Here is an 18,304-nt window from a genome sequence, read left to right on the forward strand (position 1 = left end):
GTGGTGCTCAGGTTCTTCTTGGTCGACGAACCAACTACCGGAGACCTCACCCATGTCGACCACCGACACGCCCAACAGCACCAACTCCAGCTCAAACAGCCCGAGATGACTTCGATACAGGCCCTAGGCGACCGCGTGGGGAAAAAAGCGTGGGGAGAAGGGCATCCCCACCACAGGTCAAGTTTAGCGGTCGCCTCCCCCCACACGAAGGCAGTCCACCCAATCGAGCACTTCCGTAGCGGGTGTTGCGTACCAGCGGGTCGGCTTTTGGAGATTGAAAGAAAAGGGCGAAGAAAATTGGGATGGATGGGGCTGGGCGAGATGGGACGGAACTGACCGGGACGGGACCGGGTGAGACGAGGCGGGACAGGGTGAGACCGGGACGGGACGAGGGGAGACGGAGAGGGACAGGACGAGACGGAGGGAGGCCGGGGGAGGCGAGACGGAAGGAGCGTGTGAGGCGGCGGTGGGGCGGTATGGGGGCGGTGGTTGAGGGCGGAGGTGGTGGGGTGGGGTCAGGGGGTGGGGGGAGTTTGGGGCGGGGGAGTTGGGGATGGGGTGTCGGGGTGGGGGTCCATGGTGCCCATCTGCCAGAGGTGGGCGTAGTGGGACTTCGCTGCCAACAGGGCGGTGTGGGTGCCCTGTTCGACGATTCGGCCGCCGGAGAGGACCACGATTGTGTCGGCGCGGGCCGCTGTGGCGAGGCGGTGGGCTACGACGAAGGTGGTCCGGTGGCCTGCGAGGTGTTCGCTGGCGCGCAGGACCGCTGACTCGGTGGCTGGGTCGAGGGCCGCTGTGGCCTCGTCGAGCAGGAGGATGTCGGGGTCGACGAGTTCGGCGCGGGCCAGGGCGATGAGTTGGCGTTGGCCTGCGGACAGGCCCTGGCCGCGTTCGCCCACCGGGTGGTGGAAGCCGTGGGTGAGGGTGGCGATCATGGGGAGGGCACCGACGGCTCGGACGGCGGACTCGATTCGGGCGGGTGGGGCGGTGGGGTCGCCGTAGGCGACGTTGCGGGCGATGTCGCCGGTGAACAGGTGGGCTTCCTGGGGTACTACGCCGAGACGCCTGCGGTAGCCGGAGAGGTCGTAGGCGCGCAGGTCCGTGCCGTCGGCCAGGACGGTGCCCTCGGTGGGGTCGTAGAAGCGGGCGATCAGTTTGACCACAGTGGACTTGCCCGCCCCGGTCGCGCCGACGAAGGCGACGGTTTCGCCCGCGCGGACCTTCAGGGAGATGTTGGAGACGGCCGGGCGGTCGGTGCCCGCGTAGGTGAAGGTGACGTCGCGCAGTTCGATGTCGCCGGTGAGGTGGGCGGGGACCGGCGCGGGGTTGGCGGGTGGCTCCACCGAAGTCGGGGTGCGCAGCAGCTCCGAGATCCGCCGGAGGCCGACGCGGGCCTGCTGATAACCGTCGAAGACGCCGGAGAGTTGCTGGACCGGGGCGAAGAACAGGCCCAGGTACAGCAGGAACGCCAGCAGCACGCCTGGGCTGAGGCTGCCGTCGGCGACCCGGCTCGCGCCGACGGCGAGTACTGCCGCCTGGCCGAGGCCGGAAAGCATTGACACGAAAGGGAAGTAGGTCGCGATGTAGCGCTGCGCGCGCATCCGGCTCTGGCGGTAGGCTTCGCTGCGTTCGGCGAAGCGGCGGGCCGAGACGCCCTCGCGGGAGTAGGCCTGGGCGACCCGCAGGCCGGAGACGTTCTCCTGCATGTCCGCGTTGACCGCGCTCACCCGCTCGCGGGCCTCGGTGTAGGCCACAGTGGACAGTCGCTGGAAGATGGCGGTGGCCACCACCAGCACCGGCAGCACCGAGAGCGCGACCACGGCCAGCCCCAGGTCGGTGGCCAGCAGCGCGACCGTGACCGCCACGACGGTCAGCACGCTCGCCACCGCGGTGCTCAGGCCGGTCTGCAGGAACGTGGAGAGGGCGTCGACGTCGGTGGTCATCCGGGTCATGATGCGGCCGGCGAGCTCGCGCTCGTAGTAGTCCAGGCCGAGCCGTTGCAGGTGGGCGTAGCTGCGGACGCGCAACAGGTAGAGCATCCGCTCGCCCACGCGCGCGGTGAGCACCGTGGCGGCGGCCGCGTTCAGCCACATCACCCCGACCAGGGCCGCGGCGATCCCGGTGACGACGAACAGCGTCGTCGACGACCCGGTCAGCACGCCCTGGTCGACCCCGTAGCGGAACAGCGACGGCAGGGCCACCGACGTCGCCGAGTCGATGATGACCAGGCCGAGCACCACGGCCAGCGCCATCCGCGCGGGCCGCAGCAGGCCGCGCAGCCGGAACCCCGGGTCGGGGGCGGTCGGGTCCTCGCCGCGCAGGTCCGGTTGCTCCAGGGCGGGTGGCAACGCGCGCACCCGCTCCAGCAGTTCCTCGGTCGGCGGCAGCCCGCTCAACGCCTCGGACGCGCCGCCGCCCATCCGGCCGCCGCGGCCCGGCGCGACGGCCGCCGCGCGCTGGGCGATCTGGCTGCCGGACCCGATCGGCTGCTCGACGGACTCCGGCCACAGCGCGGGGGTGACCCCGTCCACGTCGGGTACCAGCTCGTCGACCGGGCTGGTCGTCACGTGCTCGATCGCGTCGCCGGGACTCGCCAGCAGCGACCGGTACAGCCCGCACCGCGCCTGGAGCTCGGCGTGGGTCCCCACGTCGACGACCGCGCCCCGGTCGAGCACCGCGATCCGGTCGGCCAGCCCCAGCGTCGAGCGCCGGTGCGCGATCAGCAGTGTCGTGCGGTCGGCGGTGACCTCGCGCAGCGTGTCGTGGATGGCCGACTCGGTGGCGGTGTCCACGGCCGAGGTCGCGTCGTCGAGCACCAGCACCCGCGGGTCCGACAGCAGCGCCCTGGCCAGCGCGACTCGCTGCCGCTGCCCACCCGAGAGCGTCAGCCCGCGCTCGCCGACCATCGTGTCGTAGCCGTCGGGCAGCTCCTCGACGAACTCGTGCGCCTGGGCCGCCTTCGCGGCGGCCTCGATGTCCGCGTCGGTGGCGTCCGGCCTGCCGTAGGCGATGTTGGCGCGCACCGTGTCCGAGAACAGGAACGCCTCCTCGAACACCACCCCCACGGTGCCCCGCAACGACGCCATCCGCAGGTCGCGCAGGTCGACCCCGCCCACCCGGATCGCGCCGGACTGCACGTCGTAGAAGCGCGGTAAGAGCAACGACACCGTCGACTTGCCCGACCCCGCGGTGCCCACCAGGGCCAGCGTCTCGCCCGGCGACACCCGCAGCGACACCCCGTCGAGCACCGGCTCGCTGCGCGTGTACCCGAAGCGCACGTCGTCGAGCTCCACGGCGACCGGCCCGTCCGGCACGTCCACCGCGTCGGGCTTGTCCGCCACGTCGGGCTGGGAGTCGATCAGCTCGTACACCCGCTCCACGCCCGCGCGGGCAAGCTGCGCGTTGACCAGCAGCCCCGCCAGCAGCCGGGTCGGCCCGACCAGGTTGGCCACGTAGCTGGCGAAGGCCAGGAAGGTGCCCAGGGTGACCTGCCCGTTCAACGCCAGGTAGCCGCCCAGCGCGAGCACCGCGACCTGGCCGACCGAGGGCATCGCCACCAGCGTCGCCGCGGGCCGCGAGGTGAGCGCGGCGGTGCGCATCCGCTCGGCGAAGAGCTTGCGGGCGGCCTTCTCCAACTGCCCGATCTCGCGCGCCTCCTGGCCGAACCCCTTGACGACCCGAACGCCGGTGACCGTCTCCTCGACGTGCTGGGCCACGTCCGCCGCGCTCTGCTGCGCCGACCAGGTGGCCGGGAACAGCTTCGCCCTGGTGCGCCCGGCGACCACCGCGACGACCGGGGTGACCACCAGCGCGACCACGGTCAGCAGCGGGGAGAGCCACAGCATCGCGCCCAGGGCCATGAACGCGAACACCACGGTGCCGATGGACAGCGGCACCATCATCAACAGGCCCTGGACCAGCTGCAGGTCGGTGATCGACCGGGACACGACCTGCCCGGTGCGCAGCGTGTCCTGCTTGCCGCCGTCGAGCCGCTGGACCGCGCCGAAGACCGCCTGCCGCAGGTCGTGCTGCACGTCCAGGGCCAACCGGCCGCCGATGTAGCGGCGCAGGAAGGCGCTGGCGAAGCTCAGCAGCTCCATCGCGGCCAGCGCCACCACCAGCCAGCCCAGCCGCTGGGTGTGGCCCGCGACCGCGTCGTCGACGACGAACTTGACCAGCAGCGGGCCCGCCGCCTGGAAGCCGACGCCGACCACCGAGGACACGACGGCCAGCACCACCAGGGAGCGGTGCCGCCAGCAGGCGGAGCCGAGCCTGCGGATCCAGCCGGGGGAGGGGTTCTGCGCCACGTGGCCCAGATTAGGCAAGTCCGGGGCTTCGTGGGGCACGACCGCCCCCGCCTGTGGACAACTCCGGTGAACCCCTGGTCAGCGCCGGGTCACGTGATGTCGCGGCGCTGGTTGCGCAGCATCCCCAAGCCGAACAGCAGGGCGGTCCAGCCCAGGAAGACCAGGCCGCTGACCCACTGCGTCAGGCCGCCGGGTGCCCCGGCGCTGATCCAGACCAGGTCCTCGACGGCCTTGTCCTCCAGGATCCCGCCGCGCTCGGCCAGGATCGGCCGGAGCTGGTCGAGCACCGCCTCGGCCGCGGTGGAGCTGGTCATGCCGTTCGCCGAGCCGTTGGGCAGGAACCCGCTCAGCTTCGAGCCCTCGGTGACGCCGAACAGGATGAGCTCGCTGAGCGGACCCACCAGCAGCGCGTAGACCAGCAGCACCACCAGCGTGCCGATGCCCGAGCCGATCAGCGCGCCGACCCCGAGGCCGAGCAGCGTCCACAGCATGCACATCAGCACGCCCGCGAGCACGATCAGCAGCCAGGTCGAGCCGTCGGGCAGGTGGCCGGTGTCCGAGCCGACGGCGGTGCCCAGGCTGACCATCAGGCCGATCGCCACGCCGTACACCAGGCCCCAGACCAGGTAGGTGATCGTCTTGGCCCAGAGCACCGACGAGCGCGGCGCGCCGGTGAGGAAGGTGGTGGTGATCGTCCGGTTGCCGATCTCCTGGGTGAAGGCGAGCCCGCCGAACACCATCGGGAAGACCGCGGCGATGTTGAACCCGCGCGCCAGCGCGGCCGCCGACCAGGGCAGCTGCGAGGTGCCCAGCCGGAAGGCGTCGAGGTCGATGCCGGAGATGGACCAGCCCAGGCTCCAGAAGAAGGCCACCGCGACGGTCGGGATCATCAGGGCCCACCACAGGTTGGTGGTGAGGATCTTGCGGAACTCCGCGCTGATCAAGTTGCCCATCAGGCCTTGTCCCCCTGTCCCGTCGAGTCCTGGCCGGCAGCGTCCTGTCCGGCGGCGTCCGGGGGCGGTGGTGCGGGCGGTAGGTCTAGAGGCTTGATCTCAGGGGCCTCTTGTGCGGGCGCGGTTTCCGCGCTCGTGGGTGGCTGTTCGGCAGCCGGAGACTGCGGCAGCGCTACCGGTGGCTGCTCCGGAACAAAGGGCGGTTGCGCTACCGGCGGCTGGTCAGGAACGGCGGGTGGTTGGTAGGGCTGTGCTACCGGTGCCTGCCCAGGAGCGATGGGCTGCTCGTAGGGAGAAGTCGGTTGGTAGGGCGACGGCTGCTGGTAGGGAGAGTTCTGTGGCACTACCGGCTGCTGGTAGGGCGAAGTCGGCTGAACGGGAGCCTGGTAAGGCGGCTGGGGAACCGGCCAACCACCGGTGGCCGGACCCGGCTGCGCGTAACCAGGCGCCTGGTACGGCTGCCCCGGCACCACATAGCCGGGCGGCGGCTGAGCGGGGACCGCGTAACCCTGGCTCGCGTACCCGGGCTGAGCGCCGTAACCGGCCTGCGGCTGCACGGGAGCCGCGTAGCCGGTCTGCGGCGGGTAGCCCTGCCCGGGGATCGCGTAGCCCGGCACCCCCGGCGCCGCCCACTGGCCGCTGGTGAGCCGGAAGAACAGCTGCTCGAGGTCGGCCCGCTGCTCCTGCACGCCGTAGAGCGACACCTGCGCCTTGGTGGCGATGTCGCCGATCTGCTCGACCGTGGCCCCGGCGACCGCGAGCTGGCCGTCCGGCAGCGGCTCCAGACCGAAGATCCCGGCCTCCTGGAGCGCCTTGACCAGCGCGGTGGGGTCCGAGCAGCGCACGACCACCCGTGACTGCTGCGAGGACCGCAGGTCCTCCAGGCTGCCGTAGTACATCGTCTGGCCGCGGCTGATGATCACGACCTGGTCGATGGTCTGCTCGATCTCGGCCAGCAGGTGGCTGGAGATCAGCACCGTCCGACCGGTCGCGGCGTAGGCCTTGAGGAACGTGCGCAGCCAGGCGATGCCCTCCGGGTCCAGGCCGTTGGCGGGCTCGTCGAGCACCAGCACCCTCGGGTCGCCCAGCAGGGCGGTGGCCAGCGCGAGCCGCTGCTTCATGCCCAGCGAGAACACCCCCGAACCGCGCCGGGCGGCGCCGCCGAGACCGACGAGCTGCAGCACCTCGTGCGCGCGCTGGTCGGCCACGCCCATCGCGGCGGCGTAGACGCGCAGGTGGTTGATCGCCGAGCGCCGCGGGTGGAAGCCCTGCGCCTCCAGCACCGCGCCGACCACCCGACCCGGGTTGGTCAACCGCTCGAAGGGCTCACCGTCGATAGTGGCCTCACCCGCCGACGGGCGCACCAAACCGAGCATCATGCGCAGCGCGGTTGTCTTACCGGCCCCGTTGGGACCGAGGAAGCCAGTGACCGAACCGGGCTCGACCTGGAAGCTCAGGTTCTGCACCGCGGCGACATGACCGAAGCTCTTGGACAGATTCCGCACAACGATGCGGCCACTACCGTCTTGCACAGACCCCTCCAGCGGACAGCCGTCTCGTGCCGGCCATCTTGCCCCATGCGGGGCTCCCCGCGCGGGCGCATGGCGGGTAAGGCGCGTCAGCCGTCGGTGATGACCGGCAGCTCGGCGGTGATCTCGGCGGGCGACTCGGGCGGCACCAACCGCGCCTGGCGCGCGAACGGGTTGCGCAGCGGCAGCTTCCGCTCACGGTGCGGCAGGCCCTCGCCGATCAGGTGCTCGTGTGCCATCCGCCACACCTGGCACGGCCACCGCTTGCGGCGCAGCCCCCGCAGCCCGGCCGGACACGCCTGGCAGCGGCTGTCCTCGTCCGGCTGGTGCACGGTGAGCAGCAACCGCCAGCCATCGGCCAACCGGCTGATCTCACTGCGCGCCAACGGGAGCAGCGTCGTGGCGTCCGCGGTGCCCGCCGCCTCGTCCAACAGGTCCAACCTGCGCAGCACGGCCGCGCGCAGCGGCTCCTCAGCCAGCACGGGGCTCCCTCGACCGGGCCGCCGAACCCGCCGCCTGGTCCAACACCAGGCCCAGCGAACGCGTCTGCTGCGCGGAGAGCACCGCCGACGCGCCGGGAGGGGGCACCAGGACCACCCGGCCGTCCTCGACCAGCACCGTCAACGCGCGATCTCTACCGAAGGGGTCGTGGCACCCGATGCACCACCGAGGCTCAGTCACCCGGGTTTCATCGGTAGATCACCACCGCCACCCAAGCGTGCGCTGCGGGTTTCACCCCATTGCCAGGTTTGTCACTCGAAGGTGGTCATTGTTGGTGGAGAAGTAATCGCGACTCACCAGCCCCCCGGTGCAGCGCTCCGGACGGAATATGCCTAAGCTATAGCTGGCGGCCCGCTCCCAGTGACCCCCAGGCTGGTTGAGCGGGCCGCCCTCGCTTCCGCCTACCCATGCCCGCAGAGTGCGCGGGCGGGGGAAGCTCGTCATCTTCATCGGGGGGCCGAGCCCCCCGAACCCCCCACGGTGCGATATCTCCCGAACCAGCGGGGCTCGGCGCTGCGCGCCATCGGGTGGGGGGACGTGAACGTTCCTGAACCAGCGTGGGCTCGGCGCTTCGCACCATCGAGGTTGGGGACGGTGGCGAGTGGGGGACGAATCGTCGCGAACCAGGGGGGCTCGGCGCTTCGCACCATCGAGGTTGGGGACGGTGGCGAGTGGGGGACGAATCGTCGCGGGCCGAGGGGGCTCGGCGCTTCGCACCATCGAGGTTGGGGACGGTGGCGAGTGGGGGACGAATCGTCGCGGGCCGAGGGGGCTCGGCGCTGCGCGCCATCGGGGTGGGTGGTGGTGGTTTTCTTGCGTCCTTGCGAGTGTGGGTGACCCCCGCCCTTGGGAGGGCGGGGGTCGGGTGGTGCGGTGTGGCTGGTGGGGTGTGTGGGTTAGGCGAGGGCGGTGGTCAGGGGGGTGGCGGGGAGGTTGTGGGCCTCGGCTACCGGGGTGTTGGTGAGGTGGCCCTGGTGGGTGTTGAGGCCTAGGGCCAGGGCGTTGTCGTGGTTCAGGGCCTTGTGCCAGCCGTTGTCGGCCAGGGCTACGGCGTAGGGGAGGGTGACGTTGGTGAGGGCGTACGTCGAGGTCCTCGGGACGGCGCCGGGCATGTTGGCCACGCAGTAGAAGATCGAGTTGTGCACCGGGTAGGTCGGGTCCGCGTGCGTGGTCGGGCGCGAGTCCTCGAAGCAGCCGCCCTGGTCGATGGCGATGTCCACCAGGACCGAGCCGGGCTGCATCTGGGCCACCAGGGCGTTGCTGATCAGCTTGGGGGCCTTGGCGCCGGGCACCAGCACCGCGCCGATGACCAGGTCGGCCTCCTTGGCCGCCTGCTCCACCGCGTAGCGGTTGGACGCCACGGTGCGGACCCGGCCGTTGAACTGGGCGTCGATCTGGCGCAGCCGGTCGACGTTGGTGTCGAGGACCTGCACGTCCGCGCCCATGCCCAGGGCGATGGTGGCCGCGTTCACGCCCGCGACGCCGCCGCCGATGACCACGACCCGCGCCGGGTGCACGCCGGGCACGCCACCGGGCAGCACGCCGCGGCCGCCGGAGGGCTTCATCAGGGCGAAGGCGCCGACCTGCGGGGCCAGCCGACCGGCGACCTCCGACATCGGGGCCAGCAGCGGCAGCGCGCCGTTCGCGGTCTGCACCGTCTCGTAGGCGATGGCGGTGGTGCCCGAGGCCAGCAGCGCCCGGGTCAGCGGCTCGTCGGCGGCCAGGTGCAGGTAGGTGAACAGGGTCTGGCCCGCGCGCAGCCGCGGGTACTCGACCTCGATCGGCTCCTTGACCTTGAGCACCAGGTCGCCCTCGGACCACACGTCGTCCGCGGTGGCCAGCACCTTGGCGCCCGCGGCCAAGTACTCCTCGTCGGTGATGGCCGAGCCGAGACCGGCACCCGCCTCGACGAACACGTCGTGGCCGCGGGAGGTCAGCTCGTGCGCACCGGCGGGGGTGAGCGCCACCCGGTACTCGTGGTTCTTGATCTCACGGGGAACGGCGATCTTCACCGGGACTGTCCTCTCGGGTACAGGGCTGGGCCATCTGTGGTGTTCTGTACCACGGTCGGGCAGGGCTGACCGTCTGTCATCGTGCTCTCGCACCGATCGTGTGCTCGTGCCGTTGTGCTCACAGCACAGTCAGCGCCACCGGAGAGCCACCAGTTGAGTGATCAGGGCCAGCCGGGTGTCCGGGTCGGTGAGGTCGGCGTCGAGGACCGCGCTCACCCGGGACATCCGGTACCGCAGCGTGTTCGGGTGGATGTTCAGCGCCGCCGCGGCGGCCCGCGGCTCGCCGGGGTGGCGCAGCCACTCGTAGAGCGTGTCCAGGTACCAGGCCGCGTCGTCGCGGGAGCGCAGGTGGGCCAGCGGACCCACGTGGTCGACCCCCGATCCGGTGGCGGCGACCGCGCAGCGGTGCAGCACCAGCACGGTCCACACCTCGTCGTGCACGGCCACCGGGCCGGTGACCAGCCCGGCGCGCAGCAGGCTCAGCGCCTCGTCGGCCTCGGCGCGCGAGCGGGCGAGGTCGGCGACCTCCACCGGCGTCCCCGCCGCCACCAGCGGGCCCAGCGCGGCCAGCGCGGCGCGCAGCGCGGGCCAGCCGCCGGGGCCCGCGGTGTCCGGGACGATCGCGTACAGCAGGCCGTGCAGGTCGGCGACCGCCGGGCGCTTCCCGACGCCCTCGGTGAGCCGCTCCAGCAGCGCCAGCCGCACCCCCTCGCCGAGCGCGTCGTCGGCCTGGGCGTCGATGGCCACCACCCGGTGCGGTTCGGTGCTCAGGTCGAGCTCGGCGGCCACCAGCCGCAGGCTGCCCGACCCGTCCAGCACGGCCCGCACCAGCTCGGCGGACCGCCTGCGCTCGGCGTCCTCGCGGGCCCGCCTGCGCAGCAGGTGCAGGGCCACGACCGGGGCGGCGTCGGCGAAGGCGGCCGCGCGCTCGTCGGGCACCGGGCCCGCCACCACGGCCCACATCGAGCCGAGCAGCTCGCCGCCCATCCGGATCGGGACGATCAGCCGGGGCAGCGTGCCGTCCTGCTGGGCGGGCACGAAGATCGCGGTGCGGCCCCGGCTGAGCTCGCGGAACACGCCGCGGGAGCGGAAGCGGGCGAGCACGTCGTCGGGCACCCGGCGACCCATGATCGTCGAGACGCGCGCCGGGTCGGTGCGGTCCTGGCGGGCGGAGTAGGCGAGCACGCGGGAGTTGGCGTCCTCGATGGTGACCGGCGCGTCCACCACCGCGGCGGCGGCGTCGGCGAGGCGGAACAGGTCGCCGAACGGGCCCGCCCCGGAGTTGAGCGCGTTGGCCGCCTCGTCGGCGGCGGCGTCGAGCACCGAGCGCAACAACCACACCAGCTGCGCCCACGCCGTGGCCGCGTGCACCTCGACCACGGCCGTCCCGGTCCGCCGGGCGGCGGCCTTGACCGCGTTGCGCACCGCGTGCGGAGGCTTGAGCAGGACGGCGGCGGCACCGTGCTCGGCGCAGTGGCCGACCAGCTCGACGGCCTCGGCGGTGGACTGCACGGCGATCCCCAGCACGAGGTCGCCCGCGGCGACCTGGGTGCGGCGCGCGGTCTCGGCGATCACCACATCGGTGACCAGACGGGCGTGCTCATCGGTGGCGAGGACGGTGCGCAGCAGGGTGGGACCCATCCGGTCCACCACGCCCTGCACGCTGATCATCGCCCTCCTCGGCGCTCTACTGCGGACACGTTAGCGCCGGGCGGGTGAACCGGTCGGCCGACTCAGCGCGGCGAGAGGGTGGCGAGCCAGGTGAGGCCCGCGACGACCGTCATCCCCTGTTCGTTCGGGTGGATGGGGGCCGCGGGGGAGGCCGGGCGCAGGGGCTCCACCCACCGGCGGTCGTCGGGTTGGCAGGCGTCGTGGGTCGTGGAGTACAGGTACGGGTTGACGAAGCGGGCACCCGCCGTCCGCGTGACCGCCGCGAGGGCCTCGTTGAGGGAGCGCTCCGTGCGGTCGAAGTACTCCGTGTCCCCCGCCGCGAAGGGGACCTGCGGCCAGCAGCCCGCGCCGGTCGGGAGGATGCGCAGGTATCCGACAACCAAGACCCGCGCCCGCGGCGACCGCGTGCGGATCTCGGCCAACACCGTCGCGACGCGCTTCCCCGCCACCGCCACCCGGTTGGCCAGCACATCGGTGCCGCCCGAGGTGTAGTGCTCGCGGCACGGGGCGCCCGTCGGGTCGGTCGAGCCGGTCTGGCCGCAGGTGCCGAGGATCTCGCCGAAGCCGATGTCGTTGCCGCCGATCGTCAGCGTCACCAGGTCGGTCTCCGGCCGCAGGGCTTCCAGCTGCGGCGGGTTCGCGCCGTCCTGCACCACCTGCGGACCGGCCATGTTCGCCGTGGTGGCGCCCGCGCAGCTCACGTCGGTGAACTTGACGACGCGCAGCCACCGGGCCAGTCGACCCGGGTAGTTGTGGTCGGAGCGGCCGCACCCGAGCGGGGTGCCGTTCTGCTCGGGGATGCCCGGGCCGGACGCGTACGAGTCACCCAACGCCACGTAGTGCTGGTAAGCGACATGTTCGTAACGGGCGGCCGGGGCCTCGGCCGCGGTCGCCGGGGCCGCCGAGGCCAGGACGAACAGCATGGTCAGGGCCAGTGCGGAGCCGCGCATGATCCGCATCGTCACCCGGCCGGGTGGACCCGGTCAACCGGTGGGCTCCCAGACTGTGGACAACCGCCCGTGCGCCGGTCGCCGGAGCTAACTTTGCGCCAGATGGCCTCCGGCCCGCCGACCACTCCCGAGGAGATAGCCGATGACCGACTCCGCCGCCTGGTCGTTCGAGACCAAGCAGGTGCACGCGGGTGCCGCGCCGGACCCGGCCACCGGTGCCCGGGCGACCCCGATCTACCAGACCACCTCGTACGTCTTCCGGGACAGCCAGCACGGCGCCGACCTGTTCAGCCTGGCCGAGCCGGGCAACATCTACACCCGGATCGGCAACCCCACCCAGGGCGTCCTGGAGGAGCGGGTGGCCGCGCTCGAGGGCGGCGTGGCGGCGCTGGCGTTCGCCTCCGGCTCGGCGGCCACCACCGCGGCGATCCTGAACCTGGCCGAGTCCGGCGACCACATCGTCTCCAGCCCGTCGCTCTACGGCGGCACCTACAACCTGTTCCACTACACCCTGCCCAAGCTGGGCATCGAGGTCAGCTTCGTCGACGACCAGGACGACCTGGACGCCTGGCGCGCCGCCGCCCGGCCGAACACCAAGGCGTTCTTCGGCGAGAGCCTGGCCAACCCGGGCAGCAACGTCTTCGACATCCGCGGCGTGGCCGACGTGGCGCACGAGGTCGGCGTGCCGCTGATCATCGACAACACCGTGCCCACCCCGTACCTGCTGCGCCCGATCGAGCACGGCGCCGACGTCGTCGTGCACTCGGCCACCAAGTACCTGGGCGGGCACGGCACCACCATCGCGGGCGTGCTGGTCGACGCGGGCACCTTCGACTTCGGCGCCGACCCGGAGCGCTTCCCCGGCTTCACCCAGCCCGACCCGAGCTACCACGGTCTCAAGTACTGGGAGGCCCTCGGCCCGGGCGCGTACGCGGCCAAGGCGCGCGTGCAGGGCCTGCGCGACACCGGCGCGGCGATCTCGCCGTTCAGCGCGTTCCTGATCATCCAGGGCATCGAGACGCTGTCGCTGCGCATCGAGCGGCACGTCGCCAACGCCCAGGCGCTGGCCGAGTGGCTCGAGCAGCGCGACGAGGTCGAGAAGGTCTACTACGCGGGCCTGCCGTCCAGCCCGTTCCACAGCGCTGCGCAGAAGTACCTGCCGCGCGGCGCGGGCGCGATCGTCTCGTTCGACCTGCGCGGCGGGGTCGAGGCGGGCCGCAAGTTCGTCGACGGCACCGAGCTGTTCAGCCAGCTGGTCAACATCGGCGACGTGCGCAGCCTGATCGTGCACCCGGCCAGCACCACGCACAGCCAGCTCGTCGGCGAGGAGCAGCTGGCCAGCGGGGTCACCCCGGGCCTGGTGCGGCTCTCGGTGGGCATCGAGAACGTCGAGGACCTCAAGGCGGACCTGGAGGCGGGCTTCCGGGCGGCCAAGGCCGAGCTGTGAGTGCCGCTCCCCCTCCCGCCACCGGTGCGTGGCGGGAGGGGGACCCGCCGGGTCGCCGCCAGTGGGCGGCGGTGGCGGGCCCGGTCCCCGACACCCGGGTCGCCTACGAGACCTGGGGAACCCTGAACGCCGACCGGTCCAACGCGGTCCTGGTCGAGCACGCCCTCACCGGCGACAGCCACGCCGCCGGGCCCGCGGGCCCCGGCCACCCGACGCCGGGGTGGTGGGACGGCGTGATCGGGCCGGGCCGGGCGGTCGACACCGACCGCTGGTTCGTGGTGTGCCCCAACGTGCTCGGTGGTTGCCAGGGCACCACCGGGCCCGCTTCGACCGCCCCGGACGGGAAACCGTGGGGCAGCCGGTTCCCGGCCGTCGGTGTGCGCGCCCAGGTCGACGTCGAGGCCGCGCTGGCCGACGCGCTGGGCATCGACACCTGGGCCGCGGTGCTCGGCGGCTCCATGGGCGGCATGCGCGCGCTGGAGTGGGCCGTCGGCAGGCCGGAACGGGTCGCCGCGGTGCTGCTGCTGGCCTGCCCGGCGGCGGCCTCGGCCGAGCAGATCGCTTGGGCCGCACCACAACTGCACGCGATCCGGGCCGATCCGCTGTGGCGCGGCGGCGACTACCACGAGCACGCCGAGGGCCCGCACGTCGGGCTCGGCATCGCCCGGCGGATCGCGCATGTGACCTACCGCAGCGAGCCCGAGCTGGCCGCCCGGTTCGGCCGGAAGCGCCAGGGCGACGGGCAGTTCGCCATCGAGTCCTATTTGGACCATCACGCGGCGAAGCTGGCGGGCCGGTTCGACGCGGCCAGCTACCTGCTGCTCACCGAGGCGATGAACGGCCACGACGTCGGCGCGGGCCGCGGCGGGGTGGACGCCGCGCTGGCCCGGGTGACCGCGCGCGCCGTGGTGGCCGGAGTGGACAGTGACCGGCTCTACCCGTTGGCGCAGCAGGAAGAACTGGCCGCGAAGATCCCCACCGCACAGGGGCTGCGGGTGATCACCTCGCCATCGGGGCACGACGGGTTCCTCACCGAGACCGGCCAGCTCGCCGGGCTGCTCAAGGAACTTCTCTGACCCAGGTGGGGATCGGCAGCCCCCGGTTGACGCACTCGTCGGAGAGCCGCAGCGTCCAGCGCAGCGCCTGCACCATCAGCAGCGCCATCTCCTCCGGCGCGGCGTTGACCAGCGCGATCTCGATCTGCGCCTTGGCGCTGTCGGTGTCGCCGTGCACCTCGGCGAGCAGCGTGCGCACCGCGGTCCGCACGGGAGGGTCGGCCTCGTCGATCGGGACCTCTTGGCCGTCGTCGTCGTAGACCTGCATCTTGACCGGTGTGGTCCCCCCTGAACCGAGCGCGGCGACCATCGCGCTGCACTCGTGGAACAGCAGCAGCATCAGCTCGCGCGCGTCGACGTGGCTGTCCGGCGCGGATTGGACCGCGTCGGCCACCCGGTCGAGGGCTCCGTCGTCCTCACCGGCCCGCATGGCCGCGAGGGCACCGGAGGCCGCCTCGGTGAGGCGGCGCCTGCGGTTCGGATCGGACTCGCTGTCGGCGTCCACGTCCCTCATCCTGCAACAGCCGGGCGCCGTGCGGGGAGATCAGCACGGGCCGATTCGCTCAGTTGGCCGCGAGCCGGATCCGGGCCAGGATGTCGTCGGTGTCGCCGGGACCGCCGAACGCGGGCCCCTCCCCGGTGCGCACGCCCTGGTCGGCCCACCAGCGGGCCTCGGCCAGGTCGCGGACACCGAGCACCCCCACCGCGGCGCCGACCGAGCCGAGCTCGGAGATCAGCGCCAGCGTGGCCCGCACCGGGACCGCCTCGCTGGGCAGCCAGTCCGGCCGCCAGCCCTCGAACGGGTCGGCGAGCACGACCGTGCGCACCCCGAACCGCTCCACCAGCGCGATCTCCCGCGGGCCGCCGGTGAACCCGTGCAGCGCGGTGACCACGCCGATGTCGCCCAGGGTGCGCAGGTTGTCCTGCGCGTCGCCGCGGGCCAGCACGGTGGTCGTGTCCAGGCCGACCTCCAGCAACCCGGCGGGCACCCCGGCCTGGTCGATCGCGCGGTTGAGGGTGCCGGAGAGGTCGGCGTCGGCGGACTGCGAGGCCGACAGCAGCACCCGGTGCACGGCCTCGCCCGGGTCGGCGACCGGGGCGAACAGCGACCGCCACACCGGCAGCCCGGGCGTGGACTGCTCGACCAGCCACGGCCCCAGCGCCACCGCGAGCCCGGTCAGCTCGGCGAGCTCGGTCGCGGTGTCCACCCCGTCGCGGGTCGAGGTGGTGTGCACCAGCGCGCGCACCCGCACGGTGCGCCGGTCGGCGAGCCGCACGACCGGCTCGTAGACCACGGCCAGCTCGCCGTTCTCCCAGGCCGCGGGCAGCGCGGTGGCCGCGGCGGCGACCTTGCGGGCGGCCCGGTCGGCGTGCGCGTCGTACTCGGTCCACTGGCAGCGGCCGGTGGAGCGGGCGTGCCGCAGCGCGGCGTCGGCGGCGCGGAACATCTCGGTGCTCGACATCTCCTCCGGCGTGCACCGCACGGCGCCGAAGGTCGCGCTCACCGCGAGCCCGCGCCTGCCGTCGTAGTCCGGTTCGGCCAGCTCGGCGTTGAACTCGCCGACCAGCTCCGAGACCGAGGGCACCACGGGGCCGTGCGCGATCAGCACCGCGAACTCGTCGCCGCCGATGCGGGCCACCAGCGCCGCCCGGTCGGCGACCACCGAGCTGAGCCTGCGCGCCACGGTCTGCAGCAGCCGGTCGCCCGCGTGGTGCCCGTGCGTGGTGTTGACCAGGGAGAACGCGTCGAGGTCGAGGCAGAGCAGGGTGAGCGCGCCGCCCGGCGGGGCCTGCCCGTGCATGGCCTCGAGCCGCGACTCGAAGTGCAGCCGGTTGGCCAGGCCGGTCAGCGCGTCGTGCAGGTTCTGGTGGCTGAGCTGGTTGCCCAGCAGCTGCAGCTCGCTGAGGTCCTGCACCATGGTCACCCGGTAGCGCTGCCGGCCGTCGTCGGCCGGGAGCATGGTGGTGGTGAGGTAGACCCACGCGGTGTCACCGTTGGGCCGCCGCAGCCGCCTGCGGTCTGCCTCGGGACCCAGCGGCCTGCCCTCGGCGTCGTCCTCGGCCAGGAAGTCCGACAGCGAGCGGTCGGCCAGCTCGTCGGCCGCGCAGCCCAGGATGTTCGCCAGCGCCGGGTTGGTCTCGACGAACCGGCCGTCCGGCTCGGTGATCGCGATCCCGATCGCCGAGGCGGTGAACACGCCGCGGAACCGGTTCTCGGTGTCCCGCCGGTCGCGCTCGGCCCGCTGCTTCGCGGTGAGCAGGGCCAGCTTCATGTTCTCCTGCTGGCGCAGGGTGCGCTTGCGCAGCGCGGCGGCGTACCCGGCGGAGACCCCGGCGAGCAGCCGCACCACCGCGCGGGCGTCGTGCCCGGCCGCGACCAGGCCGTCGGCGAGCACGCCGATCGAGCGCTCCAGCGTCAGCTCACCGGTCAGCGCGCCGTCGACCATGAGCTCGCCGACCACCGCGCCGCTCGCGGCGTCGAACGGCTCGGCGGCCAGCGCGTCGGTGAGCCTGCCCAGCAGCCCGCGCAGCAGCGCCCGGACCTCGGTCGACGAGCGGGGGACGTAGGCGGTGCTCGCCACGACGCGCAACCACACCGGGACCAGGGGATCCTGGTCGCCGGTGTCGGCAACGGGTTGAGCGGGCACGGGTTTCGGCCGATCAGCGCCTGCGGCCCACGCCCGCGAAGATCCCGGCCCGGTCGGGGTCCCCGCCGTCGTCCAGGCCGGTCTCGGGGTGCCACAGCGCGGTCGGCACGATGCCGGGCTCGACCAGGTCGAACCCGTCGAACAGGGCGGTGATCTCGGCGCGCGAACGCGGGTACATCGGATCGCGGCTGGTCTTCATGACCTCCACGGCCCGGTCCATCTCCTCGGGCATCAGGTCGCGGGTGAACTGGGAGAAGGCGAGCAGACTCCCCGCGACGAACGCGTCCCGGTACCGCGCCACGATCCGCGCCGGGTCCTGCTCCGGCGGCACGAAGTGGAACACCCCGGCCATGATCAGCCCGACCGGCTCGTCGAAGTCCAGCAGCCCCCGGGTCACCGGCGCGTCCAGGACGTCGTCCGGGCGGGTGAGGTCGGCCTGCACGATGGAGGCCAACGGGTTGTCGGCCAGCATCAGGGAGCTGTGCGCGAACGCGACCTCCTCGTAGTCGACGTAGACCACGCGGGCCAGCGGATCGGCGTCCTGGGCGATCTCGTGCACGTTGCCCACGGTGGGGATGCCGGACCCGAGGTCGAGGAACTGCCGGATGCCCTGCTCGACCATGTAGAGCACCGACCGGCGCAGGAACGACCGGTTGTGCCGCGCGATCTCCCGGGCATTGGGCTGCGCCGCGATGAACCGCTCGGCGAGCTCCCGGTCGTGGGCGAAGTTGTGCGCCCCGCCGAGCAGGTAGTCGTACAGCCGGGCGGCGCTGGGCCGGTCCAGGTCGATCCCGTCGGGCACCCAGCTGGTCGCCTCGGCCACGCCGCACCTCCACCTCGGTCTGTGATCGGAAGATTACTCAACCGGCAGGGGCGGTGGACAGGTGCCGAACGTCGCAGTCTCGCTGTGTGGTGCTCAGGGCCCGGTGCTTGCCCGGGTGCCTGGTCGGTGCTGCCCAGGTGGCTGCTCGGTGCTTGCGGTGGGCTCGATGGGTGCCGGCTGGGGCTTCTCAACGGGTGGCCCGTCGGCGCTTGCTTTGGTGGTGGGCTCGATCGGGTGGAGTGGCTTTGTTCGAGGCCCCTAAGAAAAGAGGCGCCGGGGTGAAGCGGGTGGGGAAGGGATCACCCACGCCTGGGCGAGGCTAGCGCCTCTTTTCTCCCCGAACAAAGCCACTCCACCCCATCGAGCAGGGGTGTGGCAGGTGGGAGTGGGTGGGTGGTTGCCTTTTCG

The 18,304-nt window shown here is 72.6% G+C and carries 12 protein-coding genes and 1 pseudogene; 2 read left to right on the plus strand and 11 right to left on the minus strand.

Features of this window, described 5'->3' with window-relative positions; translation table 11 throughout:
• Positions 1-515: 515 nt before the first annotated feature.
• The 8 genes and pseudogenes from QSK30_RS29565 to QSK30_RS29600 all read right to left on the minus strand — a co-directional run bounded on the left by QSK30_RS29565 (position 516) and on the right by QSK30_RS29600 (position 11,923).
• The gene (locus tag QSK30_RS29565) at positions 516-4,316 is read right to left on the minus strand and encodes an ABC transporter ATP-binding protein (RefSeq protein WP_502871907.1); all 3,801 of its coding nucleotides are present in this window, start codon (positions 4,314-4,316) and stop codon (positions 516-518) included.
• An 80-nt stretch (positions 4,317-4,396) separates the two neighbouring features.
• On the minus strand, positions 4,397-5,260 hold the full coding sequence (locus tag QSK30_RS29570) for an ABC transporter permease (RefSeq protein ID WP_285507846.1): 864 nt from the start codon (positions 5,258-5,260) through the stop codon (positions 4,397-4,399).
• A gap of 422 nt (positions 5,261-5,682) precedes the next feature.
• Positions 5,683-6,792, minus strand: a pseudogene (locus QSK30_RS29575) (ATP-binding cassette domain-containing protein); the annotation flags it as partial.
• Positions 6,793-6,878: 86 nt separating this feature from the next.
• Positions 6,879-7,271, minus strand: coding sequence for a hypothetical protein (locus tag QSK30_RS29580; RefSeq protein ID WP_285507847.1), 393 nt, complete (start codon positions 7,269-7,271; stop codon positions 6,879-6,881).
• A complete protein-coding gene (locus tag QSK30_RS29585) occupies positions 7,261-7,413 on the minus strand; it encodes a hypothetical protein (protein WP_285507848.1) in 153 nt (50 codons plus the stop codon). The genes QSK30_RS29580 and QSK30_RS29585 overlap by 11 nt, the downstream gene beginning before the upstream one ends.
• A gap of 773 nt (positions 7,414-8,186) precedes the next feature.
• On the minus strand, positions 8,187-9,302 hold the full coding sequence (ald, locus tag QSK30_RS29590; RefSeq protein WP_285507850.1) for an alanine dehydrogenase: 1,116 nt from the start codon (positions 9,300-9,302) through the stop codon (positions 8,187-8,189).
• A gap of 129 nt (positions 9,303-9,431) precedes the next feature.
• Complete coding sequence (locus QSK30_RS29595; protein ID WP_285507852.1) at positions 9,432-10,973, minus strand: PucR family transcriptional regulator; 1,542 nt, start codon at positions 10,971-10,973, stop codon at positions 9,432-9,434.
• A 62-nt stretch (positions 10,974-11,035) separates the two neighbouring features.
• Positions 11,036-11,923, minus strand: a complete 888-nt coding sequence (locus QSK30_RS29600; RefSeq protein ID WP_285507854.1) for an SGNH/GDSL hydrolase family protein — start codon at positions 11,921-11,923, stop codon at positions 11,036-11,038.
• Between the two features lie 142 nt (positions 11,924-12,065).
• Between QSK30_RS29600 and QSK30_RS29605 the strand changes: the two genes are divergently transcribed.
• On the plus strand, positions 12,066-13,370 hold the full coding sequence (locus QSK30_RS29605; RefSeq protein ID WP_285507856.1) for a bifunctional o-acetylhomoserine/o-acetylserine sulfhydrylase: 1,305 nt from the start codon (positions 12,066-12,068) through the stop codon (positions 13,368-13,370).
• Positions 13,367-14,446, plus strand: a complete 1,080-nt coding sequence (gene metX / locus QSK30_RS29610) for a homoserine O-acetyltransferase MetX (RefSeq protein WP_285507858.1) — start codon at positions 13,367-13,369, stop codon at positions 14,444-14,446. The genes QSK30_RS29605 and metX overlap by 4 nt, the downstream gene beginning before the upstream one ends.
• Here the strand turns inward: metX and QSK30_RS29615 are convergent.
• The 3 genes from QSK30_RS29615 to QSK30_RS29625 form a co-directional block, all read right to left on the minus strand.
• A complete protein-coding gene (locus QSK30_RS29615; RefSeq protein ID WP_502871905.1) occupies positions 14,430-14,939 on the minus strand; it encodes a hypothetical protein in 510 nt (169 codons plus the stop codon). The genes metX and QSK30_RS29615 overlap by 17 nt on opposite strands.
• Before the next feature lie 49 nt (positions 14,940-14,988).
• The gene (locus tag QSK30_RS29620) at positions 14,989-17,007 is read right to left on the minus strand and encodes a diguanylate cyclase domain-containing protein (protein ID WP_285507860.1); all 2,019 of its coding nucleotides are present in this window, start codon (positions 17,005-17,007) and stop codon (positions 14,989-14,991) included.
• Positions 17,008-17,086: 79 nt separating this feature from the next.
• Complete coding sequence (locus QSK30_RS29625) at positions 17,087-17,896, minus strand: SAM-dependent methyltransferase (RefSeq protein ID WP_285507862.1); 810 nt, start codon at positions 17,894-17,896, stop codon at positions 17,087-17,089.
• Positions 17,897-18,304: the final 408 nt, after the last annotated feature.

It is taken from the genome of Actinokineospora sp. NBRC 105648, assembly GCF_030269645.1.
Classification (GTDB): Bacteria; Actinomycetota; Actinomycetes; order Mycobacteriales; family Pseudonocardiaceae; genus Actinokineospora.